Raw genomic sequence first — 25,550 nt, forward strand, 5'->3', positions numbered from 1 at the left:
CATGGCAGAAGGCGAAGCGAAACGCACGCATGTGAGGGTGGCCGCGGCCATCCTCGGTTCGATCATCGCGGCTGCCGCGGTGTTCACCTACCTCGGCTACACCGCCGCGTTCACCTCGACCGACGCGATCACCGTGATCTCACCCCGCGCGGGCCTGGTCATGGAGCAGGACGCCAAGGTGAAATACCGCGGCATCCAGGTCGGCAAGGTCAAGAAGATCGAGTACGAGGGCGATCGCGCCAAGCTGACCCTCGCCGTCGACAGCAGCCAACTGCGCCACATCCCGGCCAACGCGGATGTGCAGATCGCCGGCAACACGGTGTTCGGCGCCAAGTCGGTCGAGTTCCTCACGCCCACGGACCCCGAAGGCCGGATGCAACCCGGCGCGAGGATCGACGACGCCAGCGTGCAACTCGAGGTCAACACGCTGTTCCAGACGCTCACCGACGTGCTCCACAAAATCGACCCGATCCACCTCAACGCCACCCTGACCGCACTCGGTGACGGGTTGCGCGGCAACGGTGACAACTTGGGTGCGGCGCTGGCCGGTCTGAACGGCTACCTGGACCAGATCAACCCCAAGCTGCCCACGCTGCAGTCCGACTTTCAGCAGGCCGCGGTCGTGGCCAACATCTACGCCGACGCCGCGCCAGATCTGGCGCGGGTGTTCGACAGCGCACCGGCGCTGAGTCAGACCATCATCGACGAGCAGGACAACCTCAACGCGACCCTGCTCGCGGCGACGGGGTTGGCCAACAACGCCCACGACACGCTTGCGCCCGCCGCCGAGGACTACATCGCGGCGATCCAGAGGGCCCGGGCCCCGGCCAAGGTGCTGGGCGACTACTCACCGGTGTTCGGCTGCCTGCTGGAGGCCATGGTGGACGCGGCCTCCAAGTTCGGCCCCATCATCGGTGGCACCCGACCGGGCCTGTTCGTGTCGTCGAACTTCCTGCCCGGCTCGCCTGCGTACACCTACCCGGAGAGCCTGCCGATCGTGAACGCCACCGGTGGCCCCAACTGCCGTGGCCTGCCTGATATCCCGAGCAAGCAGTTCGGTGGCTCCTGGTACCGGGCGCCGTTCCTGGTGACCGACAACGCCTACGTGCCCTTCCAGCCCAACACCGAGTTGCAGTTCGACGCACCGTCGACTCTGCAGTTCCTGTTCAACGGTGCCTTTGCCGAGCGAGATGACTTCTGATGGGCGAGAACGGAACCCTGGTCAAGGTCGGCGTGTTCACCACCGTCATGCTGCTGGTGGCCGCCAGCCTGGTGGTGGTGTTCGGCGAGTTCCGGTTCGCGGCGGGCAACACTTATCACGCGATCTTCGAGAACGCCTCCCGGCTCAAGAGCGGTCAGGACGTGCGCATCGCCGGTGTGCCGGTCGGCACGGTCAAGTCGATCAAGCTGGCCGAGGACAACACCGTCGACGTGACGTTCGACGTGAACAAGAAGTATCAGCTCTACACCTCGACTCGGGCGCTGATCCGTTACGAGAACCTGGTGGGGGATCGGTACCTCGAAATCACTTCCGGCCAAGGCGAACTGAGGAAGCTCCCCGGCGGCGGCACGATCGGCCTGGACAACACCGAGCCCGCACTCGACCTCGACGCGCTGCTGGGTGGCCTGCGTCCTGTGCTCAAGGGCCTGGACGGCAACAAGGTGAACGAGGTCAGCAACGCGGTCATCGAGATGCTCCAGGGCCAGGGTGGCGCGCTTGCCGAGACACTGTCGAGCACAAGTGCTTTCACCACCGACCTGGCCGCGCGTGACCAACTGATCGGTGACGTCATCAGCAACCTCAACACGGTGATCAAGACCGTCGACGACAAGGGTGCGCAGTTCGACAAGAGTGTCGATCAGCTGCAGCAGCTGATCACCGGCCTCGCGCAGAACGCGGATCCGATCGCCAACGCCATTCCGCCGCTCGCGGCGGCCGAGGCGGACCTCACCGACATGCTGGCCAAGAGTCGCCGGCCGGTCCAGGGTGTCATCGAGAATCTGCGTCCGCTGGCCGCAAAGCTCGACGAGCGCAAGCAGGACGTCAACGACACCCTCGACCCATTGGCCGAGAACTACCTGCGCCTCAACGCACTCGGCGCCTACGGCTCGTTCTTCAACATCTATTACTGCTCGGTCCGACTGAAGATCAACGGACCCGCGGGCAGTGACATCCTGATCCCGTTCGGCGGACCGCCGGACCCGTCTCAGGGGAGGTGCTCTCCTGCCAAGGACAACTGACGGGTCCAATCCCGTCCGGACCGGTGTCTTCGGCATCGTGGTGGTCGTGTGCCTGATCCTCGTGTCGTTCGGCTACACCAAGCTGCCGTTCTGGCCCCAGGGCAAGACCTACGAGGCCTACTTCAGCGATGCCGGCGGCATCTCGCCGGGCAACGACGTCAACATCTCCGGCATCAAGGTCGGTCATGTCGAATCGATCGGCCTGGCGGGCAACGCCGCAAAGGTCAGCTTCACGGTCGACCGCGGAATCCAGGTTGGGGACCAGACCCTGGTCGCCATCAAGACCGACACGGTGCTCGGGCAGAAGTCGCTCGACGTCAAACCGGCCGGTGGCGGCGAGGCGACCACAATCCCGTTGGGGCGCACCACGACCCCGTACACCCTTAACGCCGCCCTGCAGGACCTCGGCGCCAACACCGCGGCACTCGACAAGCCCCAGTTGGAGCAGGCGCTGCGCACGCTGACCGACTCGTTGCGTGAGGCGACACCGCAGTTGCGGGGTGCCCTCGACGGCATCGCCGACCTGTCGCGCAGCATCAACGCGCGCGACGAGGCCCTCGGTGAGCTGTTGGCGCACAGCAGGTCCGTCACCAACACGCTCGGACAGCGCGCCAAGCAGGTCAACCAGCTGATCGTCGACGGCAACCAACTCTTCGCCGCGCTCGACGAACGCCGCGCCGCACTGTCCTCGCTGATTGCCGGAATCGACGATGTGTCCCAGCAGATCTCGGGATTCGTCGCCGACAACCGCAAGGAGTTCGGTCCGGCGCTGACCAAGCTCAATCTGGTCCTGGACAACCTCAACAGCCGCCGTGAGCAGATCAGCCAGGCCCTCAAGCGCCTGCCCGGTTACGCCACCGCGCTCGGTGAGGTGGTGGGCTCGGCGCCCGGCTTCCAGATCAACCTGTACGGCCTGCCGCCGGCGACGATCTCAGAAGTCCTGCTGGACAGCTACTTCCAACCCGGCAAGCTTCCTGACAGCCTCTCCGACTACCTGAAGGGCATGATCGCCGAACGTCTCATCCTGAGGCCGAAGTCACCATGACCGATACCCAGACTGCCACGCCCTGGCACCGCAATCGTGGGCTGCTGATCGCCCTGGTCACCGCGTTGGTGGCCGCGCTGGCCGTCGGCCTGTACGTGCTGTGGCCGGGTCGGTCCACCTACAAGGTCATCGGCTACTTCTCGTCCGCGGTGGGTCTGTACCCGGGCGACGAGGTGCGGGTGGTCGGTGTCCCCGTCGGCACCATCGACTCGATCGAACCGCGGGTCTCCGACGTCAAGATCACGATGTCGGTCTCCGGCGACGTCGTGGTGCCCGCCGACGCTCAGGCCATCGTCGTGTCACCGAATCTGGTGGCGGCGCGCTTCATTCAGCTCACCCCGGCCTACGAGCCGGGCTCGAACGCCCAGGTGCTCGCCGACGGCGCGACCATCGGCCTGGACCGCACGGGTGTGCCGGTGGAGTGGGACGAGGTCAAAACCGAACTCTCCAAGCTGTCGGAGACACTGGGCCCCGAGCAGGGCAGCCTGCAGGGGCCACTGACCGAGTTCGTCGACCAGGCCGCCACCACGTTCGACGGGAACGGCGACTCGTTCCGAGACGTGCTGCGGGAGTTGTCGCAGACCGCGGGCCGACTCGGTGACTCGCGCACGGACCTGTTCGGGACGGTCAAGAACCTGCAGCTTCTGGTGAACGCGCTGTCGCAGAGCAACGAACAGATCGTGCAGTTCTCCAACCACGTGGCGTCGGTGTCTCAGGTGCTCGCCGCGAGCACCTCGGGCCTGGACTCCACCCTGGGCACCCTCAACCAGGCTCTGAGCGACGTGCGCGGGTTCCTCGACGAGAACAACGAGACGCTGATCGGTTCGGTCAACAAGCTGACCGAGCTGACGTCGCTGATGTCCAACCAGAGTGACGACCTCGAACAGATCCTGCACGTCACGCCGAACGGCCTGGCGAACTTCTACAACATCTACAACCCCGCGCAGGGCACCGTCGGCGGCGTGCTGTCTCTGCCGAACTTCGCCAACCCCGTGCAGTTCATCTGCGGTGGCACGTTCGACACCGGCGCCACCGCCAACGGCGACAACATCAAGCGCGCCGAGATCTGCAAGCAGCGGATGGGTCCGGTGCTGCGCCGGATCACGATGAACTTCCCGCCCCTGCTGTTCCACCCGATCAACAGCATCACGGCCTACAAGGGTCAGATCATCTACGACACCCCGGAGACCGAGGCCAAGGCCCAGACGCCGGTGCCCTACCTGCAATGGCAGCCCGCCCCGGGCGTGACACCGCCGGCGATCCCGCCGGGCGCGACGCTCGGTGACATGGTTCTGCCCCCGGCCGCCGATCCTGGCCAGATCTCACCCGGGCCGCCCTTCATCGTCGGCAGCGGACCCGCGCCGGGTCCCGCACCCGAGGCGCCGCCAGCGCCGGCGGCGGCACCGGGAGGTGGTGGCTGATGGTCACCGGAGGACGACGAACGAAGGCGGGGAACGTGGTCGCGTGGCGCAGGGGTGGACACCGGGCCGTTGTGCTGGGTGTCAGCGCGACTATGCTGGCGGGTTGCTCGTTCGGCGGGCTGAACTCGATCAACATGCCCGGCACCAAAGGGCATGGCCCAGGCTCGTATTCGGTCACTGTGGAGCTTCCCGACGTCGCGACCCTGCCGCAGAACTCGCCAGTGCTGGTCGACGACGTCACGGTGGGCAGCGTCTCGGGGATCGAAGCGGTCCAGCGCGCCGACGGGACGTTCTTCGCCGCGGTGAAGCTCTCGGTCGACTCGCACGTCGAACTTCCCGCCAACGCCATCGCGCGTGTCGCGCAGACGTCGCTGTTGGGTTCTCAGCACATCGAACTCGCGCCCCCGGTCGGGGAACCCGCCGAGGGAAGGCTGGTCGACGGCGCCAACATTCCGGAGAGCCGGGCCGGCCGCTATCCGACCACCGAAGAGGTGCTGTCGTCGCTGGGCTTCGTGGTCAACAAGGGCAATCTCGGTGCGCTGCAGGACATCACCGATGAGGCCTACGCCGCGGTGGCGGGCCGGGCCGGCAGTTTCGCGGGCCTGATGCCCAAGCTGGCTGAGCTGACCAACTCGCTGCAAATGCAGACCAACGACATCATTGCGGCGTTGGATGGTCTGAACCGCCTTTCGTCGACCCTGGCCAACAGCCGGGACAGCCTGGGGCGCACGCTCGAGACGCTGCCAGAGGCGCTCGAGGTGCTCAACCGCAACCGCGCCAACATCGTCGACGCCCTGACCGCGTTGGGGCGGGTGGGAACCGTCGCGGCCAACGTGCTGTCCAAGACCAAGGACGACTTCGCCGCGGACTTCAAGGATCTCTATCCGGTGATCCGGGCGTTCGCGGAGAACGCCGACAACCTGATCACGGGTTTGACGTTCATCCCGACCTTCCCCTTCGACCGCCGGTACATGCGCAACGCGGTCCGTGGCGACTATCTGAACGTGTACGCGACCTTCGACTTGACGCTGCGGCGCCTGGGCGAGTCGGTCTTCACCACATCGGGGCTCGATCCGAACATGAAGCATATGAGCGAGGTCCTCAATCCGCCGGACTTCCTGACCGGGCAGATGGCCAACCTCTCGGGTCAGGCCGCCGATCCGTTCAAGATCCCCGCAGGTGACGTTCCCGGTGAGAAGGGACCGCGCTGATGATCGATCGTCTCTCACGGATCCAGCTGTTGATCTTCTCGATCGTCACGGTGCTCACGGTCACCGCCATTGCGGTGTTCTACCTGCATCTGCCGGCCAAGGTGGGCATCGGCTCCTACAAGATCGACGCCAACTTCTCCGCAGGCGGCGGTATCTACGAGAACGCCAACGTCACCTACCGCGGCGTGACGATCGGGCGCGTCGAGTCGGTGGGGCTCACCGACAACGGCGTGGTCGCTCAGATGCGGCTCAACAGCAACACCCCGGTCCCCGACAACGTCACTGCGACGGTGAAGAGCGTCTCGGCCGTCGGTGAGCAGTACATCGACCTGGTGCCGCCGGAGGGTACGGAGGCCACGACCGAGAAACTGCGCAACGGCGCCAGCATCGGCCAGGACCGGACCGCGGTGGGCCAGGACATCTCGAGCCTGCTGCGGCAGGCCAACGCGCTGGTGGACAGCGTCAGCAACAGTCGACTGCAGGACGTCCTGCGGGAGGCGTTCAAGGCGTTCAACGGGTCCGGGCCGGAACTGGCCCGAATGATCCAGTCGACGCGACTGCTGATCGATGAGGCCAACGCCAGTGCCGGACAGACCACCCAGTTGATCGACCAGGCCGGCCCCTTCCTGCAGTCTCAGATCCGCGCGGGCGACGACATCAAGTCGCTGGCCGACGGCCTCGCGCGGGTCACGACACAGTTCAACAACGCTGATCCGCAGTTCCGCAGCGTGCTGGCCACCGCGCCGGGTGCGGCAGACGCGGCCAATACGGCGTTCAGCGGCATTCGCCCGGACTTCCCGATGCTTGCCGCCAACCTGGCCAACCTCGGTCGGGTCGGCGTGATCTATCACAAGTCGATCGAGCAGGCGCTGGTCATCTTCCCGGCCCTGATCGCGGCCCTGATCACGGTCGCCGGCGGCGTGCCGACCGATGAGGGCGGCAAGCTGGACTTCAAGATCGACCTCGGCGACCCGCCGCCGTGCCAGGTCGGCTTCCTACCGGCCACGACGATCCGTTCCCCGGCCGACGAGACGGTCCGGGAACTGCCCAACGACCTGTACTGCAAGACCGCGCAGAATGACCCGACGGTGGTGCGCGGCGCGCGCAACTACCCGTGCATGGAGGTGCCGGGTAAGCGGGCACCGACCGTGCAGCTGTGCCGCGACCCGAAGGGATTCGTCCCGATCGGCAGCAACCCGTGGCGCGGCCCGCCGATCCCGTACGGGACGCCGGTGCAGGACGGACGCAACATCACGCCGCCCAACAAGTTCCCGAACATCCCGCCGGCCGCCGACTACGACCCGGGTCCGCCCGTGGTGCAGCTGCCGCCGGGTGTGCCGCCGGGCCCCGGTCCGGCCCCGCACGCGCCGTTCCCGCTGCCGGTGCCGCCGAACGACAACGGCGCCCCGCCGCCGTGGCCGTTCTTCGCGCCCGAGGACCAGGTTGTGCCGCCGTACGCGCGCCAGCCCGCAGACGCGCCGCCGCCGGTGGCGCCGCCTGCGGATCCCGCGCCACCGGCCGACGCACAGCTGCCTGCTGAGGCCCCAGCGCCGCAGGCCAGTGGGCCCTCTTACGCCACGTATGATCAGAACGGCAAGTTCGTCGACCCCAACGGCGGTGGCACGGGTGTGCTGACCTCGGCCGCGGAGAATTACCGGCCCGCTGAGAGTTGGGTCGATCTGATGCTCGATCCGAGGCAGGTGTAATGACCGAATCTCCGACTTCGACGTCCGAGAAGACGCCGAAGCCGGCGAGACGCCGTGCCTCGCGCGCGGCGGGACCGGCGTCCCCGGACAGCGCGCCGGCGGTGGTCACCGCACGTGTGGACTCCGCGCAGTCGTCACCGGCGCAGGCCTCATCGTGGACTCGCGCCGCCGCGCCGCCGCCGCGCAGACAGCCCAACCGCCGAACGACCACACTGATCGCCGCAGTGGCGGCCCTCGTGCTGCTCGCCGCCTTCGGCGGGGTGGCCGCGGTGCTGTTCCACCAGAAGCAGGGGGCGGACGCGCTCGCCGAACGGGACCAGCGTTACGTCGACACCGCGTCGCAGACCGTGGTCAACATGTTCACCTACACGCCCGACACCATCGAGCAGAGCGTCAACCGCTTCGTCGACGGCACCAGCGGCCCGTTGCGGGACATGATCAGCCAGAACAACAACGTCGAGAACCTCAAGGCGCTCTTCCGCGACACCAACGCCACCTCCGAGGCGGTCGTCAACGGTGCGGCCCTCGAGGACATCGACGAGGACCGGAACAACGCCTCGGTGATGGTCGCGGTGCGGGTCACCGTGACCGACATCGACGGGGTGAACAAGCCGTCGCAGGCCTACCGTCTGCGCGTGATCGTGCATGAGGACGACAACGGCCGGATGACGGGTTACGACCTCAAGTACCCCGACGGGGGCAACTGATGAACAGATGGGCACGTCTGTCGGTGACCGCGCTGTCGGTGCTGGTCGTCGCGGCGATCGTGGGCCTCGGGGGCGTGGTCGGCTGGCTGTACTGGAACCGGGTCGAGACGACGGGCGCACAGGCCACCCAGTCGGAGCTGGAACGCGTTGCCGCCGAGCAGATCCCGCAGGTCTTCGGATACGACTACCAGACCGTCGAGCGCAGCCTCACCGACGCCTACAACCTGCTCACGCCGGAGTACCGCCGGGAGTTCGTCGACCGCGCGACCAAGGACATCATCCCGCAGGCCCGGGAGCGTCAGGTGATCAGCCAGGCCCGCGTCGTGGGCGTCGGTGTGCTTGAGGCGCAGCGCAATTCGGGCTCAGTGATGGTCTACCTGAACCGCACCGTGACCGATAAGTCCAAACAGCCCGCCTACGACGGCAGCCGCCTTCGCGTCGACTATCAGAAGGTCGACGGCAAGTGGCTGATTCAGTACATCCAGCCCATCTGAGCGCGTCCCAGAACGCCCTCGCGCTGGGGTTTGTGTTCTGGGCGAGGGCGTCCTTGGCCGCTGTTGTGGTTCAGTTCTTCGTGGCGGCCAGGGCGTCCAAGAACGCCCTCGCGCTGGGGTTTGTGTTCTGGGCGAGGGCGTCCTTGGCCGCTGTTGTGGATCAGTTCTTCGTGGCGGCCAGGGCGTCCAAGAACGCCCTCGCGCTGGGGTTTGTGTTCTGGGCGAGGGCGTCCTTGGCCGCTGTTGTGGTTCAGTTCTTCGTGGCGGCCAGAGCGTCCAAGAACGCCCTCGCCCAGCGGTCCACGTCGTGCACCAGCACCTGCCGCCGCAGCGCACGCATCCGCCGCCGGCCCTCTTCGGGTTCCTGGGTCAGGGCGTCCACGATGGTGTCCTTGACGCCGTCCAGATCGTGCGGGTTGACCAGGTAGGCCTGGCGGAGTTCGGCGGCGGCGCCGGTGAACTCCGAGAGCACCAACGCGCCACCGAGGTCGCTGCGGCAGGCCACATACTCCTTGGCCACCAGATTCATACCGTCGCGCAACGGCGTCACCAGCATGATGTCGGCCGCGACGAAGAATGCGATGAGCTCGTCTCGGGGGACTGGACGGTGCAGGTACTGCACGACGGGGTGGCCGACCTCGCCGAACTCACCGTTGAGGTGGCCGACCTGGCGCTCGATGTCGTCGCGCAGCACGCGGTAGGCCTCGACGCGTTCCCGACTCGGGGTGGCCAACTGGACCAGCACCGTGTCCTCGCGGTTCACGCGGCCCTCGGCGAGCAGTTCGGTGAACGCCTTGAGGCGGACATCGATGCCTTTGGTGTAGTCCAACCGGTCGACGCCGAGCAGGATCTTGCGGGGGTTGCCCAGTTCGGCCCGGATCGCCCGCGCACGCCGACGGATGTCGCGGTTGCGCGCCTTCTGGTCGAGTTCGTCGGAGTCAATCGAGATGGGGAAGGCCCCGACCTTGATGGTGCGGAAGCCCACCTGCACCTCACCGAACCGCGAGCGCACACCCACCGAGGCGCGCGAGGTGTTGGCGCCGATCAGTCGGCGTGCCAGGAACAGGAAGTTCTCCGCACCGCCAGGCAGATGGAAGCCGACCAGGTCGGCGCCGAGCAGGCCCTCGGTGATCTCGGTGCGCCACGGCATCTGCATGAACAATTCGACCGGCGGGAACGGGATGTGCAGGAAGAAGCCGATGACAAGATCGGGCCGCAGCATCCGCAGCATCTTGGGCACCAGCTGCAGCTGGTAGTCCTGGACCCAGATCGTGGCGCCCTGGGCGGCCTCCTTGGCGGTGGCCTCGGCGAACCGGCGGTTGACATCGACATACCGGTCCCACCACTCGCGGTGGTACACCGGCTTGACGATGACGTCGTGGTACAGCGGCCACAGCGTCGCGTTCGAGAAACCCTCGTAGTACTCGGCGACGTCCTGCGCACTCAGCCGGACCGGCTGCATCCGCAGGTCATCCTCGACGATGGGGTCGTCGATGACGTCGACGTCGTCCTCGGCCACGCCGGCCCAGCCGATCCAGGCGCCGCGACGCTTGCGCAGCAGGGGCTCAAGGGCCGTGACGAGGCCACCCGGACTGCGCTTCCATGTAACGCTGCCGTCCGGGTGGCGCTCCATGTCGATCGGCAGCCGGTTGGCCACCACCACGAAGTCAGACTCTCCGGATCGGGCGCGGTCACCGTCCCCGGCTGTCACCTACGCCTCGAGCTTTGACGGTCCAATGCCGAGCATCGCGAGGAAGACCCGACATTCATCGGCATCGGTGGCGTACGCGGCGACGACGCGTCGAGCCTGGCTGGCGGTGCTGTCAGCCAACGGCTCGACGTCGCCGAGGTCTGCAGGATCACTTTTTGCGGGCATCACTCAACCATAGGTGACACGCCAAAGTTTCCCACCAGGGAGAGGGCCGCACACCGGTCAGCGCGCGGCGTTCTCACCGCCGAGTTCGGCCTGGGCACCCGGGTGCAGGGTCTCGTTGCCGACCTGGCCCGGCGTGGGCGCGCCACCGGGCGAGCGCTCGAGGCACACGCCGGGGACGGAGCCCGGGCACGGCACGCCCTCGAGCTTGGGAGCGTTGGTCTCAGCCCCGACGTTGGGCGAACCGGTCGGGTAGAGGCCGCCGTGGACGTTGGGCGACACCGAGGAGATGCAGCGAAGGGTGAAGAGATCCTCGACCTCACCGGCGGGGCACGCCGCAACGGGCGTCGCTGCGGGCGAGCCGGGCACCAGGATGGCAGCGGCGGGTACGGCCGAGAGGGCAAGGGCGAAACTGCCCGCGACGACAACCCGTCGGGTACGACTGTTCAGGTTGAGCATTCTCACGCTTTCTGTGGGGTTCCAACTGAAACTGGCAGGACTCACGCAGGAAAGAATGGTAGTGGTCGCAGCGCCTGCTCGCGCGCCGCTTGGGCCGACTGGTGGGCCGCGGGGGACCCCAGAACGCCGCGGGCGGGCCTCGAATGGCCCAGGGGTTTACGTACCGGCGTGAAGTTGTAATGTGCATGGAATGGCCACGCCTGAGCAGACCGACGGTGAATCCACTGCGCCCAGCGCACCCGAGTTCGTCACTTACGAGACGGTCGACGAGGGCCGGATCGCGCGGGTCTGGTTGAACCGTCCCGCGGAGCACAACGCGCAGAACCGGACGCTGCTGGTGCAGCTCGACGAGGCCTTCCGCCGTGCCGAGGCGGACGACGACGTGCGGGTGATCATCCTGGGTGCCCGCGGCAAGAATTTCTCCGCGGGACACGACCTCGGGTCGGATGCCGCGCTGCGCGAACGTACGCCCGGTCCCGGCATGCACCCCAGCTTCGCGATCGACGGCGCCACCCGGCCGGGCATGGTCGAGAAGCTCTACCTGCAGGAATGGCACTACTACTTCGAGAACACCTTCCGGTGGCGGGATCTGCGCAAGATCACGATCGCCTCGGTGCAGGGCAACGCGATCTCGGCCGGGCTCATGCTGATCTGGGCCTGCGACCTGATCGTCGCGGCCGACAACGCGAAGTTCAGCGACGTCGTGGCGTCGCGGCTGGGTATGCCCGGTGTCGAGTACTTCGCCCACCCGTGGGAGTTCGGTCCGCGCAAGGCCAAGGAACTGCTGCTGACCGGTGATTCGATCGACGCCGACGAGGCCTACCGCCTCGGCATGGTCTCCAAGGTCTTCCCCGTCGCCGAGTTGGAGGACAAGACCCTCGAATTCGCCAAGCGCATCGCCGCCCGTCCCACCATGGCCACGCTGCTGATCAAGGACTCGGTCAACGCGGCCTCCGACGCGATGGGCTTCACCGAGGCTCTGCGTCATGCGTTCCACATTCATGAACTGGGGCACGCACATTGGGCGGCGCACAACGAGAACCGTTTCCCCGTCGCCCAGGTGCCCGATGTGGAGGACTGGCGCACCGCGCCGCGGACTCAGCCGGCGCGGCGCGATACGCCATAACCGTCCGGCCGCCGACGCGGTCGTGATTGCATTATTGGAACGTGTTCCAGTTTTCTTGAGGAGTCGGTGTGCAGTTGTCGTTTGAGGATCGGACCTACCTGGTCACCGGTGGTGGAAGCGGAATCGGCAGGGGTGTCGCGGAAGCGTTGTCCGCCGCAGGCGCCAACGTGATGATCATCGGTCGCAACGCCGACCGCTTGGCGGCCGCCGCCGACGAGATCACCGCGCAGGGCCCGGGAACGGTTCGCTACGAACCCGCCGACGTCACCAACGAGGACGAGGTGTCCCGCGCTGTCGAGGCCGCCACGGCTTGGACGGGCAGACTGCACGGCGTCGTACACAGCGCGGGCGGCAGCCACACCATCGGCCCGATCACACAGACCGACTCCGAACTGTGGCGCAGCACTGTGGATCTCAACGTCAACGGCACCATGTACGTGCTCAAGCACTCGGCGCGGGAGATGGTGCGGGGCGGCGGCGGATCCTTCGTCGGCATCTCCTCGATCGCGGCCAGCAACACCCATCGTTGGTTCGGGGCCTACGGACCAGCCAAGTCGGCCCTGGACGCTCTGCTCAAGCTCGCGGCCGACGAACTCGGGCCGTCATGGGTCCGCGTCAACGGCATTCGGCCCGGTTTGACCCGCACCGACATGGTCGGCCCGATCATGGAACTCCCGGCCACCCTGGAGGACTACCGGCAGTGCACTCCGCTGCCACGGGTGGGCGAGGTGTCCGACATCGCAAACGTCGCACTGTTCCTGCTCTCGGACGCCGCTGAATACGTCACCGGACAGGTGATCAATGTCGACGGCGGGCATGGGCTGCGCCGAGGTCCGGACATCTCGGGTCTGCTCGAACCCGCGTTCGGCGCCGACGGGTTACGCGGAGTCGTCTGACCCGGTGCCGGCGTCGCTGGCCGACAGGGTCGCGATGGCGGACCAGTCCAAATGTTCACCGCCATTGGCGATCAGGGTCAGGAACCGGTCCCGTAGCAGCCCGGCGATCGGCAGCGGCACCGCCAACTGCTCACCGGCCTCGAGCACCAGGCGGATGTCCTTCAGCCCCAGCGGCGCCGCGAATCCCGCCGGTTCGAACTGTTCGTCGGCGATCAGCCCGCCGTAGGTCTTGTACACCGGGGCGCCGAACAGGGTAGAGGTCAGGATGTCCACGTACTGGTGGGTCTCGACGCCGGCCTTGCCGACCAGAGCGATTGCCTCCCCGAGGGATTCGATCACCGAGGCGATCAAGAAGTTGCCGCTGAGCTTGATCAGGTTGGCCGCGGGAGGATCTTCGGCGACGACGAACGTGCGCTGTCCGATCGCGTCGAACAGTCCCTCGACGTCCGCGACGGCCGAGGGTGCGCCCGCCGCGACCACGAACAGTGTGGCGGCCGCGGCGGCCTCGGGTCGGCCGAAGACCGGGGCCGCGACGAAGCGCTGACCCGCGTCGGCGTGCGCCTGCGCCAGTTGCGCGCTCAGTCTGACGCTGATGGTGCTGCACGAGATGTGCACACCGGGCGAGGGCAGGCTGTCAAGGATGCCGTTGGCGAGATCGACGTCGCCGAACGTGACACCGCGCACCGCATCGTCGTCGGCGAGCATCGTGAACACGACATCGCCCCGACAGGCGTCGGCCACGGTGTCGGCGCGGTGCGCGCCCTGCTGTTCCAGGGCGTCCACCTTGTCGGGTGATCGGTTGTACGCAGTCACCTCGTGACCCGCGCGGAGCAGATTGGCGGCGATTCCTGCGCCCATGCGGCCCAGTCCGATGAATCCGATTCTCATCACTACACCCTCGCCCAGATCGGATGCCGCCGTCGCCGGAACGCGGTGTTGGGCACAAAAGTGCGAGAGAGTGGACACCATGGGGGAAATATGGGGTTCGTGGACCCGTCCACACAGGACAGGTTGGGTCGTGGGGTTGCTGGGCGGCCTGGTCGCAGTGCTGGCGGTGGGGTGCACTGACCGCGAACCGGATTCGCTGTTCGACGCCGCGGGCTACCACGTGCGCGGTGACACGGTCTTCCACCTCAAGGCGTTCCCCGGCAGCGCCGTCACCGTTGAGGGTGCGGACGCCGCCACGTTCGAGGCTCTGGACCGCACCTACGGCCGAGACAGCACACGGGTCTACTACGACGGCAACGCGCTGCCCGAGGCTGATCCGGGCAGCTTCGTGCTGCTGGACCGATCCGGCTTCGCCCGCGACGACAAGAACGTCCACCAGGCTGACCGGCTGCTCAGTGACGACCCCGACCACTTCGAATTTCTGGCTGGCGATATGGCCAAGGACCGCGCGGCGGTCTACTGGTCCGACGGCAGCATCCTGTCGAGAGACCCGAAGGGGTTCGCGATCGTCTCCGATGGCGACCACTACCTGTTCACCAAGGGCAGCGCCGACGTCCACGTCAACGGTGTGAAGATCGCCGATGCCAACCCTTCCAGCTTCCGGCTGCTCTCCGGGGCGTACTCGCGCGACGACCGGTCGATCTTCTACTTCACCGACCGAGTCGCCGAGGCGGCTCCCGCGAATTTTGAGGTGATCGACGGTCCCTATGCGACCGACGACCGACGGGTGTACTGGATGGGAAGGGTCATCGACGGAGCCGACCCGCTGTCGTTCCGTGTGCTCAACGTCGACTTCGAATGTGCGGGCGACACGCGGCGTGCCTATTACCGGCAGACACCGATCGACGACACCGATCCGGCGACCTTCCCGGACGGACTCGCCGTCTCCGGCTGCTCCGCGACGTCGATCTCGTTCGCGCCGTGAGTACTTCGAAAACGTGACAACCGACGGGGTGGTCTGTAAAGCTACCCCGATGCGGACCGCTGGTGACGACACGGCTGTGACCGATCCCGCCCATCAGTCAACACACACGCCACGGCACGCATGGACCGCCGTCATCCTGCTGGCCCTCGTGGGGACGCTGAACTACGCCGACCGCTTCCTGCCGGCCGTGCTCGCCGAACCGATCAAGAACGACCTTGCCTTGTCCGACACCGCAATCGGAGTCATCAACGGGTTCGGGTTCCTGATCGTCTACGCGATACTCGGCATCGTCATCGCGCGGGTCGCCGACCGCGGGGCATTCGGATTGGTGATCTCGTCCTGCCTGACGTTGTGGGGCGCGATGACCATGCTCGGCGGTTGGGTGCAGTCCGGCTTCCAACTGGCGCTGACTCGCGTCGGCGTCGCCATCGGCGAGGCGGGCAGCACCCCGGCCGCTCACGCGTATGTGGCGCGAAACTTCGCCCCACACAAGCGGGCAGCGCCGTTGGCCGTGATCACGCTGTCGATTCCGCTCGCCAGTGCGGCCAGCCTCATCGGCGGCGGTCTGCTGGCGCAGTCGCTGGGATGGCGGACGGCGTTCGTGGTCATGGGCGCGTTGAGCATCGCCGTGGCTCCGCTGGTCCTTCTCGTCCTGGGACGGAGGCAGGCGCTGCCCGCCCAAGCGCCCACCGAACGGGTCGTGTCGGGGCGTTGGTGGGATCTGTTGAGCAAGCCCAGTTATCGAGCCGTCGTGGCCGGAGCGGCGTGCATCTCGGTCGCCGGTTACGCCCTCACGACGTTCGCGCCTGCGTTCCTGATGCGCAGTCGCGGAATGTCTCTCGGCGAAGTGGCCTGGCAGTACGGCGTCGCCAGCGGCGTGACGGGCGTGCTTGGGCTTCTGGTCGTCGGCCGCCTCGCCGACCGGTTATCCGCGCGTGACCCGCGCTGGCTGCTGTGGCTCGTGGCGATCACGACCGCGGCCATGGTGCCGTTCTCACTCGCCGCACTGCTGGTCGACGATGCGGTAGTCACCGTGTGGTGCATCGCGCTGAGTTATGTCATCGGCACCGCCTACATGGCGCCGTCGATCGCCGCGATCCAGCGCCTGGTGCGTCCGGAGCAGCGGGCCACGGCCTCGGCGATCTTCCTTTTCTTCGGCGCGGTCGTGGGATCGCTCGGGCCGTTCCTGACCGGCATGATCAGCGATGCCCTGACCGCTGAACTGGGCAACATGGCGTTGGAGCGCGCGCTGTTTCTCGTGCCGGTGTTCCAGGTGATCTCCGTCGGCTGCTATCTGTGGGCGAACCGCCGGTTCGCGCAGGAGATCGTCGACATCCCTGAGGCGGTGGCCACGCCGGTGGGGTGACCCGACGGTTCCATCGGCCTCCTACCGTCCACCCATGGCGGCGACGATCCCACCGACATCGGTGATCTGCCAGGCGTTGTTGCCGTCGTCTTCGGTGTCGACCATGTGGCTGACGGTTCCGTCAGGTGATGGTGATAACACATCGGGCAGCGTGAGGGCACTGCCCGTGACCAGCGGTTGCCGCCCGTGCCGCGCCTGCCGTCGTCCCGGCGCGCAGGCATGAAGTCGAATCCGTCGGGTATACCGCGGATACTGATTCCAACCGGAAGGCCTTCATGACCGCAGCACGCTCGCAACTGGACCGTCGCGATCTGGCCGAGGCGCAGGGCATCATCGGCACCGTGGGCTCGGCCTTCTCGGCCCGGGTGGTGGGACAGGATCACCTTCGGGAGTCGATGTTGCTGGCCCTGCTGGCAGGCGGGCATCTGCTGCTCGAAAGCGTGCCCGGGTTGGCGAAGACCACCGCGGCGCGTGTGGTCGCGCAGTCCATCGACGGCAGCTTCCGCCGGATCCAGTGCACCCCGGATCTGCTGCCCAGCGACATCATCGGCACCCAGATCTACGAGGCCGCCACCAACTCGTTCGTCACCGTGCTCGGCCCCGTGCACGCCAACATCGTGCTGCTCGACGAGATCAACCGGTCCAGCGCCAAGACCCAGAGCGCGATGCTCGAGGCCATGGAGGAGCGCCAGACCACCGTCGCCGGCGTCGAACACCCGATCCCGGACCCATTCCTCGTGATCGCCACGCAGAACCCGGTGGATCAGGAGGGCACGTATCCGTTGTCCGAGGCGCAGACGGACCGGTTCATGCTCAAGGAGGTGGTGCGCTACCCCTCGGTGGAGGATGAGGTAGAGGTCATCGCCCGCATGGACGCCGGCCTGTACAACAAGGACCACAGCGTGCCGCCGGTGGTGGGCCTGCCGGAGATCCGGCGGGTGCAGATGCTCGCCGGCGCCGTCCACATGGATACCGACCTGGTCCGCTACGCCAGCAGCCTGGTCTCCGTGACGCGGACGCCCGAGCGTCATCTCCCGACCCATCTGGCGCGACTCATCGAGTACGGCGCGAGTCCCCGCGCCACCATCGCGTTCTGCCGGACCGCGCGGGCATTGGCGGTGTTGCGCGGTCGGGGGCACGTGATCCCCCAGGACATCGCACACCTGGCGCACCGCGTCCTGCGGCATCGGCTCATCCTCGGTTTCCAGGCCACGACCGAACGAGTCACGCCGGACACGATCGTCGACGCTGTGCTGCAAGCGGTCCGGGTTCCGTGAGGCCGCCGTGGGTAAGCATCTGGACGCCGCACGCGCACACTTCGGCCGCGACACCGGTGGATTTCTGGAGGGCGGACGGTATGCCCTGGTGCACACCCGCAGCCTGGAGTTCGACGACCTCCGGCCCTACGTGCCGGGTGACGACGTTCGTGACATCGATTGGAAGGCCACCGCACGGTCCGGGCACACCCTGATCAAGCGTTTCGTGTCGGAGAAGCACCACAAGATCCTGGTGATCGCCGACGCGGGCCGCGACACCGCGGGCCTGGCGCCCTCAGGTGAACTCCGGCGGGACGTGGCCATGCATGTGATCGGTGCGCTGGGGCTGATCACGCTGCGCCGCTCGGATCAGATCGGGATGGTGTTCGGCGACGCCCGCGGATGTGTCGACATCCCGTTGCGGCGCGGTGAGACGCATGTGGAGCGCATGCTGCATCGGTTCGTTCAGCACACCACGGAGGTCCCGGCGCGCAGCGACGTGCTCGAGCAGTTGGACTGGGTGGCAAGGCATCACCGGCATCCGATGCTGATCTTCGTGGTGTCCGACGAACCGGACGTCGGCGATCGACTCAGCGAGGTGTTGCGCCCCTTGGCGACGCTGCACGACGTGATGTGGGCGATGGTCAGCGATATGCCGGTCATCAGTTCGGTCGAGGATGATCAGGCCGGTTACGACGTGGCCGACGGACGCGTCGTCTTCAGTGGCGCAGAACTGGGCCCGGCTGTGCTGGATGCGTATCGCCGCGCCGAACTGGATCGGCGGCAGCGACTTTCGGAGTTCATGGCCGCACATGGCGTGCCGCACGCGCTGATCGGGGGCAGCCGCCAAATCCGGATGGCGCTGACCGAGATGACCGAGGTCTACGGCCGTGCCGGATGATCTGCTCCGCTACGTCAGCGGTCCGGCGCCGTTCTCGTGGTGGTGGTTGGTGGTGGCGGCCCTGCTGATCGCCGTGGTGATCGGCTGGTATTCGGCGGTGTTCGCACTGACCGCACCCGATCGGCGCGTCCGCGACCTCCCCGTCGTCGGGTCCGCCAAGATCGCCCTGGCTAAACGCCGGTATGTGCGTGCTGTCAAAGCGATTCGCGCGCGGCACCGTTCCGGAGACCTGGCCGGCGCGTCCGCGAGTGCCGCGATCAGCACGCAGTTGCGGGCGTTTCTGACCGACGCCACCGGGGTGCGCGCGCAGTACATGCAGGTCGCCGACATCGCCGCGAGTGACCTGCGTTCCGCCGCACCGCTGCTCGCCGACCTCAACGACGCACAGTTCAACGCCGCGTCCACGGTCGACGTCAACGCGACGGCGGATGCGGTCGAGGAGTTGATCCGGGCATGGAACTGACCTGGTGGCTGGTCGCGATCCTCGGCATGGTCGCGCTGGCGGTCTGCGTGGCGGGGGCCCTGCTGTGGCCATGGTCGGCAGCAAAGCGTGTGCTGCGCCCCCTGGCGAACGTGTCTCGTCTGACTCGTCTGCCGGAGTACCGCCGTGCCGTCCGCATGCGGACCATCGCCGCGATCGCGGCCGTCGCACTGCTGCTGGTGACCTTCGTCGCGGCGGTCGTCGCCGCCTCACGTCCCACCGGGGGACCCACCCTCTCTCCGTATTCCGACAGCGCCGCCCCCGAGGACATCATGGTGTGCGTCGGCGCACCGCCGACGGATCCGGCCATGGGGGAGGCCCTGCAGTTCTTCGCCGACGCCATCCCGACCTTCGGCACCGAACGCATCGGGCTGACTTCGGCCAACCGTCGAGTGGTGCCGTTGACTCGCGACTATCAGTACGCCGCAGCACAGTTCGCCGACTATGCGCGGCCCGTCGAACAGCAGGGTGATTCGCCCGCGTTCGTGCGCCCGGTGTCCTACGCCGATTACGCTGTGACTCTCCCGGACCTGCTGGGCCTCTGCTTGACGGGGTTCCCGCAGTTCGAGGAGCCCAGTGCGCAACGGCGTTCGCTGATCTACATCGGGCCCGGGGCCCTGTCCGATGCCGAACCGTCGCTTTTCTCCATTGGTGAGGTCACCGAATTGGCCTCGCACGCTGGTATACAGCTCAACTCCGTGGTGACCGGAGGCGACGACGCGGATGTCGCGGCCATGGCGGAGGCCACGGGAGGACGGACGTACCCCGCGGAAGACGGGGTGCCCGAACGCCTTGCCGACATCCGAAGTCATCTGCCCGGCGCATCGGTCGAGGCCGCCGCAGGACCCGTCCGCGCCACCGAGACGCCGGACGTGCCGTTGACGGTGGCGCTGATCGCGCTGCTCGCGTTGGCCCTGTGGCCGGTGGTGATGCACCGATGACCCTGCATCCGGTCTTGCCGCCCCTGATTCTGGCGCTCATCGCGGTGGCCCTGCTGACCGCGCGGGTGATCACGTTCCGGCGCCTGCGTCGTGACGGGCATTCGCGACTGGCGATGTGGCGTTGGGGCGCAGTCACTTCGGCCGCAGTGCTGTTGGTCCTTGCGGCGATGCGACCCGTGTTCGGTGACGACGGTGCGCCCCCGCGCGTCGCCGGTGAGACCGCCCCGAATGTGTTCGTCCTGCTCGACCGATCCGCGGGTATGGACATGCCTGCGGCCCGCGACGACATCGACGAACTCCTCGACCGCCATCCTGATGCCCGGTTCGCTCTGATCGGGTTCACGTCCCGGCCCTCGGTGGACTGGCCGCTTTCGGCCGACACCTGGAGCCTGCGCTCGATCGTGGCCGCGATGACCGCGTCGGGGTCCGATGCCGGCGATGTCGGGGCCGCAGCCAACCTGCTCCGATACCAGCTCATCAGTGCCGCGCAACAGTACCCGCGGGCCCGCAATCTGGTCTACTACCTGGGCGCCGGAGCATCCGAAACTGACATCCCACCAAGGAAATTCACCCTGCCAGAGGGAGAGGTCTCGGGTGGAGCGGTGGTGGGTTACACGCCGATGGGGGAGGCGTCCCTGCGGGCTGTCGCCGATCAGATCGGGGTGCCGTTCGTGCCCCGCTTCGACGGAGCCGCGCTGCCTGCCGACACCGGCCCGGCTCAGGAGGGGCAGACCACCCAGACCGCGGCGGGGGAGCGCTACGAGGTGTACTGGGCCTTGGCCGCGTTGGCCGGCGTGCTCGTGCTCGCAGAACTGTTCCTGGTGCTGCGCGACCTCCGCCGGACCAGGCTGCCCGTGGGCCAGGTGCCGCCATGACCCCCAGGCTGGTGTTGCGTCGCCGACTGCTGATCTTCTCGGCACCGGTCGCGGTTCTGCTGGTGGCCGTCGTGATCAAGCTGGTGTCGGTGGTGATCGCCGGGCAGTGGGCGGCTTCGGCTTTCGACGACCGGGACGCCGGGGGAGTGCGCGCCGCGGCGGGCGTGCTGGGCACAGTGAACATCATCGAACCCGCCCAGGCGCACAGCGCCGCGGGCGCCGCCGCGATGTTGGACAACAGACTCGGGGAAGCCGACACCCGGTTCACGCAGGCACTGTCTCTGGTTGGGGCCGAGGAGTCCTGCCCGGTTCGGATCAACCTGGCGCTGGTCCGTGAGACGCTCGGCGACCGCGCGTTCGCGGCGTTGGACGGCCATCAGGCCACCGAGCAGTACCTGCGAGCGTTGGAGGTCGTCGAGCAGGCACCCTCGGGCTGCTTCGCCGGGAACACCGACGACGATTCGGACCGGCAGGCCGTGCGCCAGAACGCAGTACCGAGATTGACCGCCAAACTCGAGGCGGCCCGGTCGGCGGTGCCGCCGCCCCCATCCCCGCCGCCGGCGGGTGCGCCCCCTCCGTCTCCGGCTTCAGGTTCCGACGAGGGGTCCACCGAGGAGGACACCCGTCTGCGCCTGGAACCGGGCGCAGGTGACCCGCTGGACAAGCTGGGGCAGATCCTGCGCGACGCCGCGAGCTGAGCCGTCAGCTCGCGACAGTGGACGCGCGGTTGCCGCTGCGATGTGGCTGGGCCAACCCGAGATGGTCCCGCAGTGTGGTGCCGGTGTAGTCGGAGCGGAACACGCCGCGCTCCTGAAGCAGGGGCACCACCTTGTCCACGAACGGGTCGAGACCGCCCGGCGTGACATGCGGCACCAGGATGAACCCGTCGCTCGCATCGGCCTGCACCAGGCGATTGATCGACTCAGCGACCGTCTCGGGTGATCCGACGAAGTTCTGTCGTCCAGTGACTTCGATGATCAGTTCACGGGTGGTCAGGTTCTCGGCCTCGGCCTTCGCGCGCCACTGGTTGGCCACCGCGATCGGATCGCGGTGCATCCGCACGCTGGCCCGGCCCCGCGCGATGGTGTTCTCCCCGACGACCGGGTCCACCGCCGGCAGCGGGCCGTCCGGGTCGTGGTCGGACAGGTCGCGGTTCCACAGTTGTTCGAGGAACTTGATCGCGGTCTGCGGGGACACCTGCGCCAACCGCACCTCATGCGCGAGGTCGGCGGCCTCGGCGTCGGTGTCGCCCAGCACGAATGTCGCGGCGGGCAGGATCAGCAGGTCGTCGTACCGGCGGCCGTACTTGGCCAGTCGGCCCTTGACGTCGTTGAAGAACGCCTGCCCCTCTTCGAGGGTGCCGTATCGGGAGAAGATCGCATCGGCCGCCGCGGCGGCGAACTCGCGTCCGCGGTCGGAGTCGCCGGCCTGGAAGATCACGGGGCGGCCCTGCGGGCTGCGCGGCACGTTGAACCGTCCGCTGATGTCGAAATGATCGTCTCGGTAGGAGAATTCGCCGGCCTGCGGATCGGTCAGGAATGTGCCGCTGTTCTTGTCGGCGGCGATCCCGTCGCCGTTCCATGAGTCGAACAGCGTGTGGGTGGCGGCCAGGAAACTCTCGGCCCGCTCATAGCGCTGGCTCTCGGGCAGGAACCCGCCGCGGCGGAAGTTCTCACCGGTGAACGCATCCCAGGACGTCACGACGTTCCAGGCCGCACGCCCCTCCGACAGATGGTCGAGCGACGCGAACTGGCGGGCCACCTCGTACGGTTCGTTGAACGTCGAGTTGATGGTGCCGGTCAAGCCGAGACGGTCGGTGACCGCGGCCAGTGCGGCCAGCACCGTGAAGGTGTCCGGTCGGCCGACGACGTCGAGGTCGTAGATCTGCCCGCCCTGTTCCCGCAGACGCAGGCCCTCGGCCAGAAACAGGAAGTCGAACTTTCCGCGTTCGGCGGTCTGGGCGAAGTGCACGAACGACGAGAAGTCGATGTGGCTGCCGGAGTTCGGGTCGCTCCACACCGTGGTGTTGTTCACGCCGGGGAAGTGGGCGGCCAGATGAATCTGCTTGACGGGCTTGGTCATGAGAGTCCTCAGGCGGTGGCGTAGCGGTTGGCCGGGCGGGGAAGGCCGAGTTGTTCGCGCAGCGTCGCGCCCGTGTACTCGGTGTGGAAGGCATTGCGCCGCTGGAGTTCCGGCACCAGATGCGCGGTGATCTGCAGCAGGTCGTACGGCAGGGTCGCGGGCCGCAGCCGGAATCCGGACAGGCCCGCGGACTGCCGGTCGGTGAGCAGGTCGGCGAGCTGGGCCGGTGTGCCGACGAAAACCTCGGCATCGCTGGAGTATTCGTCCCCGACGATGCCGTCGAGCCGCGCCTTCCGGGCCTGGGCCTCGGCGGGAGTGTCGGCGAGGAAGACCACCAGGTCGGCGAACACGCGGACCGGGTGCGGACCGCTGCGCAGCGCGGCGATCGCCTCGACGGCCTGTGCGGCCTCCGTGGTGTCGCGTGGCGTGATGAAGCCGACGTCGGTGCTGCCGGCCAGCAGCGGAAATCCGGAGGCGCGGTGGGACAGGGCGGCGACGATCGGCTGCGCCTGCGGCGGGCGGGGTGTGATGGACGGGCCCTTCACGGAGAACCTGGCACCCTGGAAGTCGATGTAGTGCAGCTTTTTCCGGTCGACGAACCGGCCCGTGGCGGCGTCGCGGATCTCGGCGTCGTCCTCCCAGCTGTCCCAGAGTCGCCGCAGTACCTCGACGTAGTCCGCCGCCTCGTCGAACAGTTCGGTCGCCAGGTCCTCGGAGCGGTCGGGGATGACGCGCCGGCCGAAGTGGCGGGCCGTCTGCGGGCTGGGCGCCACCTGGACGCGGACTCCGGCGCGGCCGAGGCTGACGTAGTCCAGCGTCGCGATCGCCTTGGACAGGTGGAACGGTTCGGTGTGGGTGACGACCGCCGTGGGCAGCAACCCGATCCGGCTGGTCCGCGGGGCCACGCGCGACGCGATCAGCACCGCGTCGAGGCGGCCGCGGACCCGGTCGGTGCGGGTGTCGGGGTGCAGTGGGTCGTCGGACTGCAGTGCCAGCGAGTCCTCGATCGTCACGAACGTCAGCAGCCCGCGCTCGGCCTCGGTGACCAGGTCGGTCCAGTAGTGCGGGCTCAGGAGGTCTGCGGGACGGGCGTCGGCCTCACGCCAGGAGGCCGGGTGCCAGCCCGTGCCGTCCAAGGCCACGGCCACGTGGAGGTGTTCGGTCACCGGTCGCCCTCACTTTCCTGCGCGGTTTCAGCGACAACGCCATGCTGGCGGCGCGGCATTCCCCCTCAGTGTTCTGCGGTGGCGGACTGCGGGGAAGCGATGGACGCAGCCTGATGCAAACTGGCGCGTTCAACCGGGATGGACGTGATGGCGAAGTGGGGCGTTTAGCCGGGGTGGAATGGGGAGAACCAGCGTCGGTATGGAACAGCAGGCCAGCCCGCCACCCCACCCGAAGGATGCGACCCAGGCGACCGAGGAGCAGCGGGAACTGCAGCGACAACTTGAGCACCAGGACGAGGACCCGGACGGGCCCGGTCTGCAGCAGAGCCGGCGGCAGGTCGCCGACGAGAACTAGGTGCTGCTTCCGCCCGACCCTGGCCCGGCCGAGGTGCGTCGGCCCTCCTGCCCGCCAGCCTGACGGCGAGACTTAAACGTCTGCGACGACCCTCGGCGTGTTTTCGCAGAGGTTTAAGTGTCGCGCGGGAGAGAGGGCGGGGGTGCGCCGGAATGCGGGGATACGGGCCGCGGTCAGCGTGGGAGAGTGCCCGGTCAGCGTGGAGCCCCCTGTCAGGATTGAACTGACGACCTTTCGCTTACAAGGCGAGTGCTCTACCACTGAGCTAAGGAGGCAGCGTCGCGGCGTGCCGCGAACGAAGGTAAGCGTAGCGGGTCAGGTGTCGTGGTCGATCACCCGTTGCGAGCTGACCGGACGCGGCGTGGGACGCCGGCTGCGGGTGCGGCCCGGCAGCGGGATGCGATCGGCGATGCTGCTCAGTGGGTTGACCACCTGGCTGAGCGCGATGACGGCCTCGCGCAGGGTCTCGATGGTCGGTGTCAGGGCCTCCAACCCGGGGGCCAGCCGGTTCAGGGTGTCGGCCACGTCGGCCAACTGCTCCAGCGGGCCGTTGCGGGCGGTGAGCTTCTCGATCACCCCGCCCTCGGCCAGCAGGCGGTCGGCCAGGCCGTCCTCGGCCAGCAGACGGTCGATCAGGCCGTCCTCAGCCAGCAGCTGATCCACCAGGCCGCCCGGCGCCAGTGCCCGCTCGAGGCCGCCGCCCTCGGCGGTCAGCTTGTCCAGCAGACCGTCCTTCGCCGTGACGCGGTCGATCAGGCCGCCGGGTCGCATGAGCCGGTCGATCGGGCCGTCGGGAGCCAGCGCCCGGGTCAGCGGCGCATCCTCAGCCAGCAGGTCGTCGGCCAATTTGGCCATCCGGTTCGCGCGGGCAACGGTGTCGTTGAGTCCACGCAGATTGGTGACGGCGGTGGCGGCGTCCTGCCCGGCCACCTCGCCCAGACCGCGTTTGGCCAGGCCCAACGCAGTCTGGGCGACGTCGAGACCGGCTTCGGTGGCGGCCAGCCCCACGCGCACCGGCGCTGCAGCCAGGTCGACCAGGGTCTTGCCGAGGTTCATGTCCGCCAGTGTATGGGCG

At 67.7% G+C, this 25,550-nt stretch carries 26 protein-coding genes and 1 tRNA gene; 19 read left to right on the forward strand and 8 right to left on the reverse strand.

The genetic code is table 11. The annotated features are described in order from the left end of the window. Nucleotide 1 precedes the first annotated feature (1 nt). The 8 genes from G6N34_RS00890 (at nt 2) to G6N34_RS00925 (ending at nt 8,825) form a co-directional block, all read left to right on the forward strand. Nucleotides 2-1,201 (forward strand): MCE family protein, encoded by a 1,200-nt coding sequence (locus G6N34_RS00890; RefSeq protein WP_085153564.1) that lies wholly within the window; start codon nt 2-4, stop codon nt 1,199-1,201. Continuing rightward, the gene (locus G6N34_RS00895; protein WP_085153562.1) at nt 1,201-2,241 is read left to right on the forward strand and encodes an MCE family protein; all 1,041 of its coding nucleotides are present in this window, start codon (nt 1,201-1,203) and stop codon (nt 2,239-2,241) included. The genes G6N34_RS00890 and G6N34_RS00895 overlap by 1 nt, the downstream gene beginning before the upstream one ends. Further along, a complete protein-coding gene (locus G6N34_RS00900) occupies nt 2,225-3,286 on the forward strand; it encodes an MCE family protein (protein ID WP_085153560.1) in 1,062 nt (353 codons plus the stop codon). Before G6N34_RS00895 ends, G6N34_RS00900 begins: the two co-directional genes overlap by 17 nt. Then, nucleotides 3,283-4,707, forward strand: a complete 1,425-nt coding sequence (locus G6N34_RS00905) for an MCE family protein (protein WP_085153558.1) — start codon at nt 3,283-3,285, stop codon at nt 4,705-4,707. Before G6N34_RS00900 ends, G6N34_RS00905 begins: the two co-directional genes overlap by 4 nt. Before the next feature lie 92 nt (nt 4,708-4,799). After that, the gene (locus G6N34_RS00910; protein WP_109788574.1) at nt 4,800-5,918 is read left to right on the forward strand and encodes an MCE family protein; all 1,119 of its coding nucleotides are present in this window, start codon (nt 4,800-4,802) and stop codon (nt 5,916-5,918) included. After that, on the forward strand, nt 5,918-7,624 hold the full coding sequence (locus tag G6N34_RS00915; RefSeq protein ID WP_085153553.1) for an MCE family protein: 1,707 nt from the start codon (nt 5,918-5,920) through the stop codon (nt 7,622-7,624). Before G6N34_RS00910 ends, G6N34_RS00915 begins: the two co-directional genes overlap by 1 nt. Next, the gene (locus tag G6N34_RS00920) at nt 7,624-8,331 is read left to right on the forward strand and encodes an Rv1363c family protein (protein WP_085153551.1); all 708 of its coding nucleotides are present in this window, start codon (nt 7,624-7,626) and stop codon (nt 8,329-8,331) included. Before G6N34_RS00915 ends, G6N34_RS00920 begins: the two co-directional genes overlap by 1 nt. Beyond that, complete coding sequence (locus G6N34_RS00925) at nt 8,331-8,825, forward strand: mammalian cell entry protein (protein ID WP_085153549.1); 495 nt, start codon at nt 8,331-8,333, stop codon at nt 8,823-8,825. The genes G6N34_RS00920 and G6N34_RS00925 overlap by 1 nt, the downstream gene beginning before the upstream one ends. Nucleotides 8,826-9,075: 250 nt before the next feature. On the opposite strand, the gene G6N34_RS00930 is transcribed toward G6N34_RS00925, so the two are convergent. Genes G6N34_RS00930 through G6N34_RS00935 form a run of 3 tightly spaced genes read right to left on the reverse strand, consistent with a single transcriptional unit; the run spans nt 9,076 to nt 11,157 of the window. Then, on the reverse strand, nt 9,076-10,536 hold the full coding sequence (locus G6N34_RS00930) for an alpha,alpha-trehalose-phosphate synthase (UDP-forming) (RefSeq protein ID WP_085153547.1): 1,461 nt from the start codon (nt 10,534-10,536) through the stop codon (nt 9,076-9,078). Then, nucleotides 10,537-10,701 carry a hypothetical protein gene (locus tag G6N34_RS27550; protein ID WP_109788573.1) on the reverse strand — a complete coding sequence of 55 codons (165 nt, stop codon included), beginning with the start codon at nt 10,699-10,701 and terminating at the stop codon, nt 10,537-10,539. Nucleotides 10,702-10,758: 57 nt separating this feature from the next. Then, nucleotides 10,759-11,157: a hypothetical protein gene (locus tag G6N34_RS00935; protein WP_085153545.1), complete on the reverse strand. Its 399-nt coding sequence runs from the start codon at nt 11,155-11,157 to the stop codon at nt 10,759-10,761. Between the two features lie 190 nt (nt 11,158-11,347). Between G6N34_RS00935 and G6N34_RS00940 the strand changes: the two genes are divergently transcribed. Continuing rightward, nucleotides 11,348-12,283, forward strand: a complete 936-nt coding sequence (locus tag G6N34_RS00940) for an enoyl-CoA hydratase (protein WP_085153543.1) — start codon at nt 11,348-11,350, stop codon at nt 12,281-12,283. A 68-nt stretch (nt 12,284-12,351) separates the two neighbouring features. Further along, nucleotides 12,352-13,179, forward strand: coding sequence for an SDR family oxidoreductase (locus tag G6N34_RS00945; RefSeq protein ID WP_085153541.1), 828 nt, complete (start codon nt 12,352-12,354; stop codon nt 13,177-13,179). Here the strand turns inward: G6N34_RS00945 and G6N34_RS00950 are convergent. Further along, on the reverse strand, nt 13,162-14,067 hold the full coding sequence (locus tag G6N34_RS00950; protein ID WP_085153539.1) for an NAD(P)-dependent oxidoreductase: 906 nt from the start codon (nt 14,065-14,067) through the stop codon (nt 13,162-13,164). The two genes, G6N34_RS00945 and G6N34_RS00950, sit on opposite strands and share 18 nt — an antisense overlap. A gap of 130 nt (nt 14,068-14,197) precedes the next feature. Between G6N34_RS00950 and G6N34_RS00955 the strand changes: the two genes are divergently transcribed. The 8 genes from G6N34_RS00955 to G6N34_RS00990 all read left to right on the forward strand — a co-directional run bounded on the left by G6N34_RS00955 (nt 14,198) and on the right by G6N34_RS00990 (nt 21,570). Continuing rightward, on the forward strand, nt 14,198-15,052 hold the full coding sequence (locus tag G6N34_RS00955) for a DKNYY domain-containing protein (protein WP_234812977.1): 855 nt from the start codon (nt 14,198-14,200) through the stop codon (nt 15,050-15,052). Between the two features lie 49 nt (nt 15,053-15,101). After that, nucleotides 15,102-16,418 (forward strand): spinster family MFS transporter, encoded by a 1,317-nt coding sequence (locus G6N34_RS00960; RefSeq protein ID WP_085153537.1) that lies wholly within the window; start codon nt 15,102-15,104, stop codon nt 16,416-16,418. A 275-nt stretch (nt 16,419-16,693) separates the two neighbouring features. Further along, complete coding sequence (locus tag G6N34_RS00965; RefSeq protein ID WP_085153535.1) at nt 16,694-17,695, forward strand: AAA family ATPase; 1,002 nt, start codon at nt 16,694-16,696, stop codon at nt 17,693-17,695. 7 nt (nt 17,696-17,702) lie between these two features. Further along, nucleotides 17,703-18,575: a DUF58 domain-containing protein gene (locus G6N34_RS00970; protein WP_085153533.1), complete on the forward strand. Its 873-nt coding sequence runs from the start codon at nt 17,703-17,705 to the stop codon at nt 18,573-18,575. Beyond that, nucleotides 18,565-19,038 carry a hypothetical protein gene (locus G6N34_RS00975; protein WP_085153531.1) on the forward strand — a complete coding sequence of 158 codons (474 nt, stop codon included), beginning with the start codon at nt 18,565-18,567 and terminating at the stop codon, nt 19,036-19,038. The genes G6N34_RS00970 and G6N34_RS00975 overlap by 11 nt, the downstream gene beginning before the upstream one ends. Then, nucleotides 19,029-19,997 carry a vWA domain-containing protein gene (locus G6N34_RS00980; RefSeq protein ID WP_085153529.1) on the forward strand — a complete coding sequence of 323 codons (969 nt, stop codon included), beginning with the start codon at nt 19,029-19,031 and terminating at the stop codon, nt 19,995-19,997. Before G6N34_RS00975 ends, G6N34_RS00980 begins: the two co-directional genes overlap by 10 nt. Then, nucleotides 19,994-20,872, forward strand: coding sequence for a vWA domain-containing protein (locus G6N34_RS00985; RefSeq protein WP_085153629.1), 879 nt, complete (start codon nt 19,994-19,996; stop codon nt 20,870-20,872). Before G6N34_RS00980 ends, G6N34_RS00985 begins: the two co-directional genes overlap by 4 nt. Next, complete coding sequence (locus G6N34_RS00990; protein ID WP_109788572.1) at nt 20,869-21,570, forward strand: hypothetical protein; 702 nt, start codon at nt 20,869-20,871, stop codon at nt 21,568-21,570. Before G6N34_RS00985 ends, G6N34_RS00990 begins: the two co-directional genes overlap by 4 nt. A gap of 4 nt (nt 21,571-21,574) precedes the next feature. On the opposite strand, the gene G6N34_RS00995 is transcribed toward G6N34_RS00990, so the two are convergent. Both G6N34_RS00995 and G6N34_RS01000 read right to left on the reverse strand, forming a co-directional pair. Beyond that, the gene (locus tag G6N34_RS00995) at nt 21,575-22,954 is read right to left on the reverse strand and encodes an NtaA/DmoA family FMN-dependent monooxygenase (RefSeq protein WP_085153527.1); all 1,380 of its coding nucleotides are present in this window, start codon (nt 22,952-22,954) and stop codon (nt 21,575-21,577) included. An 8-nt stretch (nt 22,955-22,962) separates the two neighbouring features. Then, nucleotides 22,963-24,120, reverse strand: coding sequence for an LLM class flavin-dependent oxidoreductase (locus G6N34_RS01000; protein WP_220097365.1), 1,158 nt, complete (start codon nt 24,118-24,120; stop codon nt 22,963-22,965). Between the two features lie 178 nt (nt 24,121-24,298). Between G6N34_RS01000 and G6N34_RS01005 the strand changes: the two genes are divergently transcribed. Continuing rightward, nucleotides 24,299-24,475, forward strand: coding sequence for a hypothetical protein (locus tag G6N34_RS01005; protein ID WP_163645260.1), 177 nt, complete (start codon nt 24,299-24,301; stop codon nt 24,473-24,475). Between the two features lie 200 nt (nt 24,476-24,675). Here the strand turns inward: G6N34_RS01005 and G6N34_RS01010 are convergent. Next, nucleotides 24,676-24,750, reverse strand: a tRNA-Thr gene (locus G6N34_RS01010). 40 nt (nt 24,751-24,790) lie between these two features. Then, complete coding sequence (locus tag G6N34_RS01015) at nt 24,791-25,531, reverse strand: hypothetical protein (RefSeq protein WP_085153525.1); 741 nt, start codon at nt 25,529-25,531, stop codon at nt 24,791-24,793. Between the last annotated feature and the right edge of the window lie 19 nt (nt 25,532-25,550).

The sequence above is a fragment of the Mycolicibacterium confluentis genome, assembly GCF_010729895.1.
Taxonomy (GTDB): Bacteria; Actinomycetota; Actinomycetes; order Mycobacteriales; family Mycobacteriaceae; genus Mycobacterium; species Mycobacterium confluentis.

What these genes read in the sequence shown, in the direction of transcription:
- G6N34_RS00890 (WP_085153564.1), top strand. Translation starts at nt 2, where the DNA reads ATGGCAGAAGGCGAAGCGAAACGCACGCATGTGAGGGTGGCCGCGGCC.
- G6N34_RS00895 (WP_085153562.1), top strand. Translation starts at nt 1,201, where the DNA reads ATGGGCGAGAACGGAACCCTGGTCAAGGTCGGCGTGTTCACCACCGTC.
- G6N34_RS00905 (WP_085153558.1), top strand. Translation starts at nt 3,283, where the DNA reads ATGACCGATACCCAGACTGCCACGCCCTGGCACCGCAATCGTGGGCTG.
- G6N34_RS00910 (WP_109788574.1), top strand. Translation starts at nt 4,800, where the DNA reads ATGCTGGCGGGTTGCTCGTTCGGCGGGCTGAACTCGATCAACATGCCC.
- G6N34_RS00915 (WP_085153553.1), top strand. Translation starts at nt 5,918, where the DNA reads ATGATCGATCGTCTCTCACGGATCCAGCTGTTGATCTTCTCGATCGTC.
- G6N34_RS00920 (WP_085153551.1), top strand. Translation starts at nt 7,624, where the DNA reads ATGACCGAATCTCCGACTTCGACGTCCGAGAAGACGCCGAAGCCGGCG.
- G6N34_RS00925 (WP_085153549.1), top strand. Translation starts at nt 8,331, where the DNA reads ATGAACAGATGGGCACGTCTGTCGGTGACCGCGCTGTCGGTGCTGGTC.
- G6N34_RS27550 (WP_109788573.1), bottom strand. Translation starts at nt 10,701, where the DNA reads ATGCCCGCAAAAAGTGATCCTGCAGACCTCGGCGACGTCGAGCCGTTG.
- G6N34_RS00935 (WP_085153545.1), bottom strand. Translation starts at nt 11,157, where the DNA reads ATGCTCAACCTGAACAGTCGTACCCGACGGGTTGTCGTCGCGGGCAGT.
- G6N34_RS00940 (WP_085153543.1), top strand. Translation starts at nt 11,348, where the DNA reads ATGGCCACGCCTGAGCAGACCGACGGTGAATCCACTGCGCCCAGCGCA.
- G6N34_RS00950 (WP_085153539.1), bottom strand. Translation starts at nt 14,067, where the DNA reads ATGAGAATCGGATTCATCGGACTGGGCCGCATGGGCGCAGGAATCGCC.
- G6N34_RS00960 (WP_085153537.1), top strand. Translation starts at nt 15,102, where the DNA reads ATGCGGACCGCTGGTGACGACACGGCTGTGACCGATCCCGCCCATCAG.
- G6N34_RS00965 (WP_085153535.1), top strand. Translation starts at nt 16,694, where the DNA reads ATGACCGCAGCACGCTCGCAACTGGACCGTCGCGATCTGGCCGAGGCG.
- G6N34_RS00980 (WP_085153529.1), top strand. Translation starts at nt 19,029, where the DNA reads ATGGAACTGACCTGGTGGCTGGTCGCGATCCTCGGCATGGTCGCGCTG.
- G6N34_RS00985 (WP_085153629.1), top strand. Translation starts at nt 19,994, where the DNA reads ATGACCCTGCATCCGGTCTTGCCGCCCCTGATTCTGGCGCTCATCGCG.
- G6N34_RS00990 (WP_109788572.1), top strand. Translation starts at nt 20,869, where the DNA reads ATGACCCCCAGGCTGGTGTTGCGTCGCCGACTGCTGATCTTCTCGGCA.
- G6N34_RS00995 (WP_085153527.1), bottom strand. Translation starts at nt 22,954, where the DNA reads ATGACCAAGCCCGTCAAGCAGATTCATCTGGCCGCCCACTTCCCCGGC.
- G6N34_RS01005 (WP_163645260.1), top strand. Translation starts at nt 24,299, where the DNA reads ATGGGGAGAACCAGCGTCGGTATGGAACAGCAGGCCAGCCCGCCACCC.
- G6N34_RS01015 (WP_085153525.1), bottom strand. Translation starts at nt 25,531, where the DNA reads ATGAACCTCGGCAAGACCCTGGTCGACCTGGCTGCAGCGCCGGTGCGC.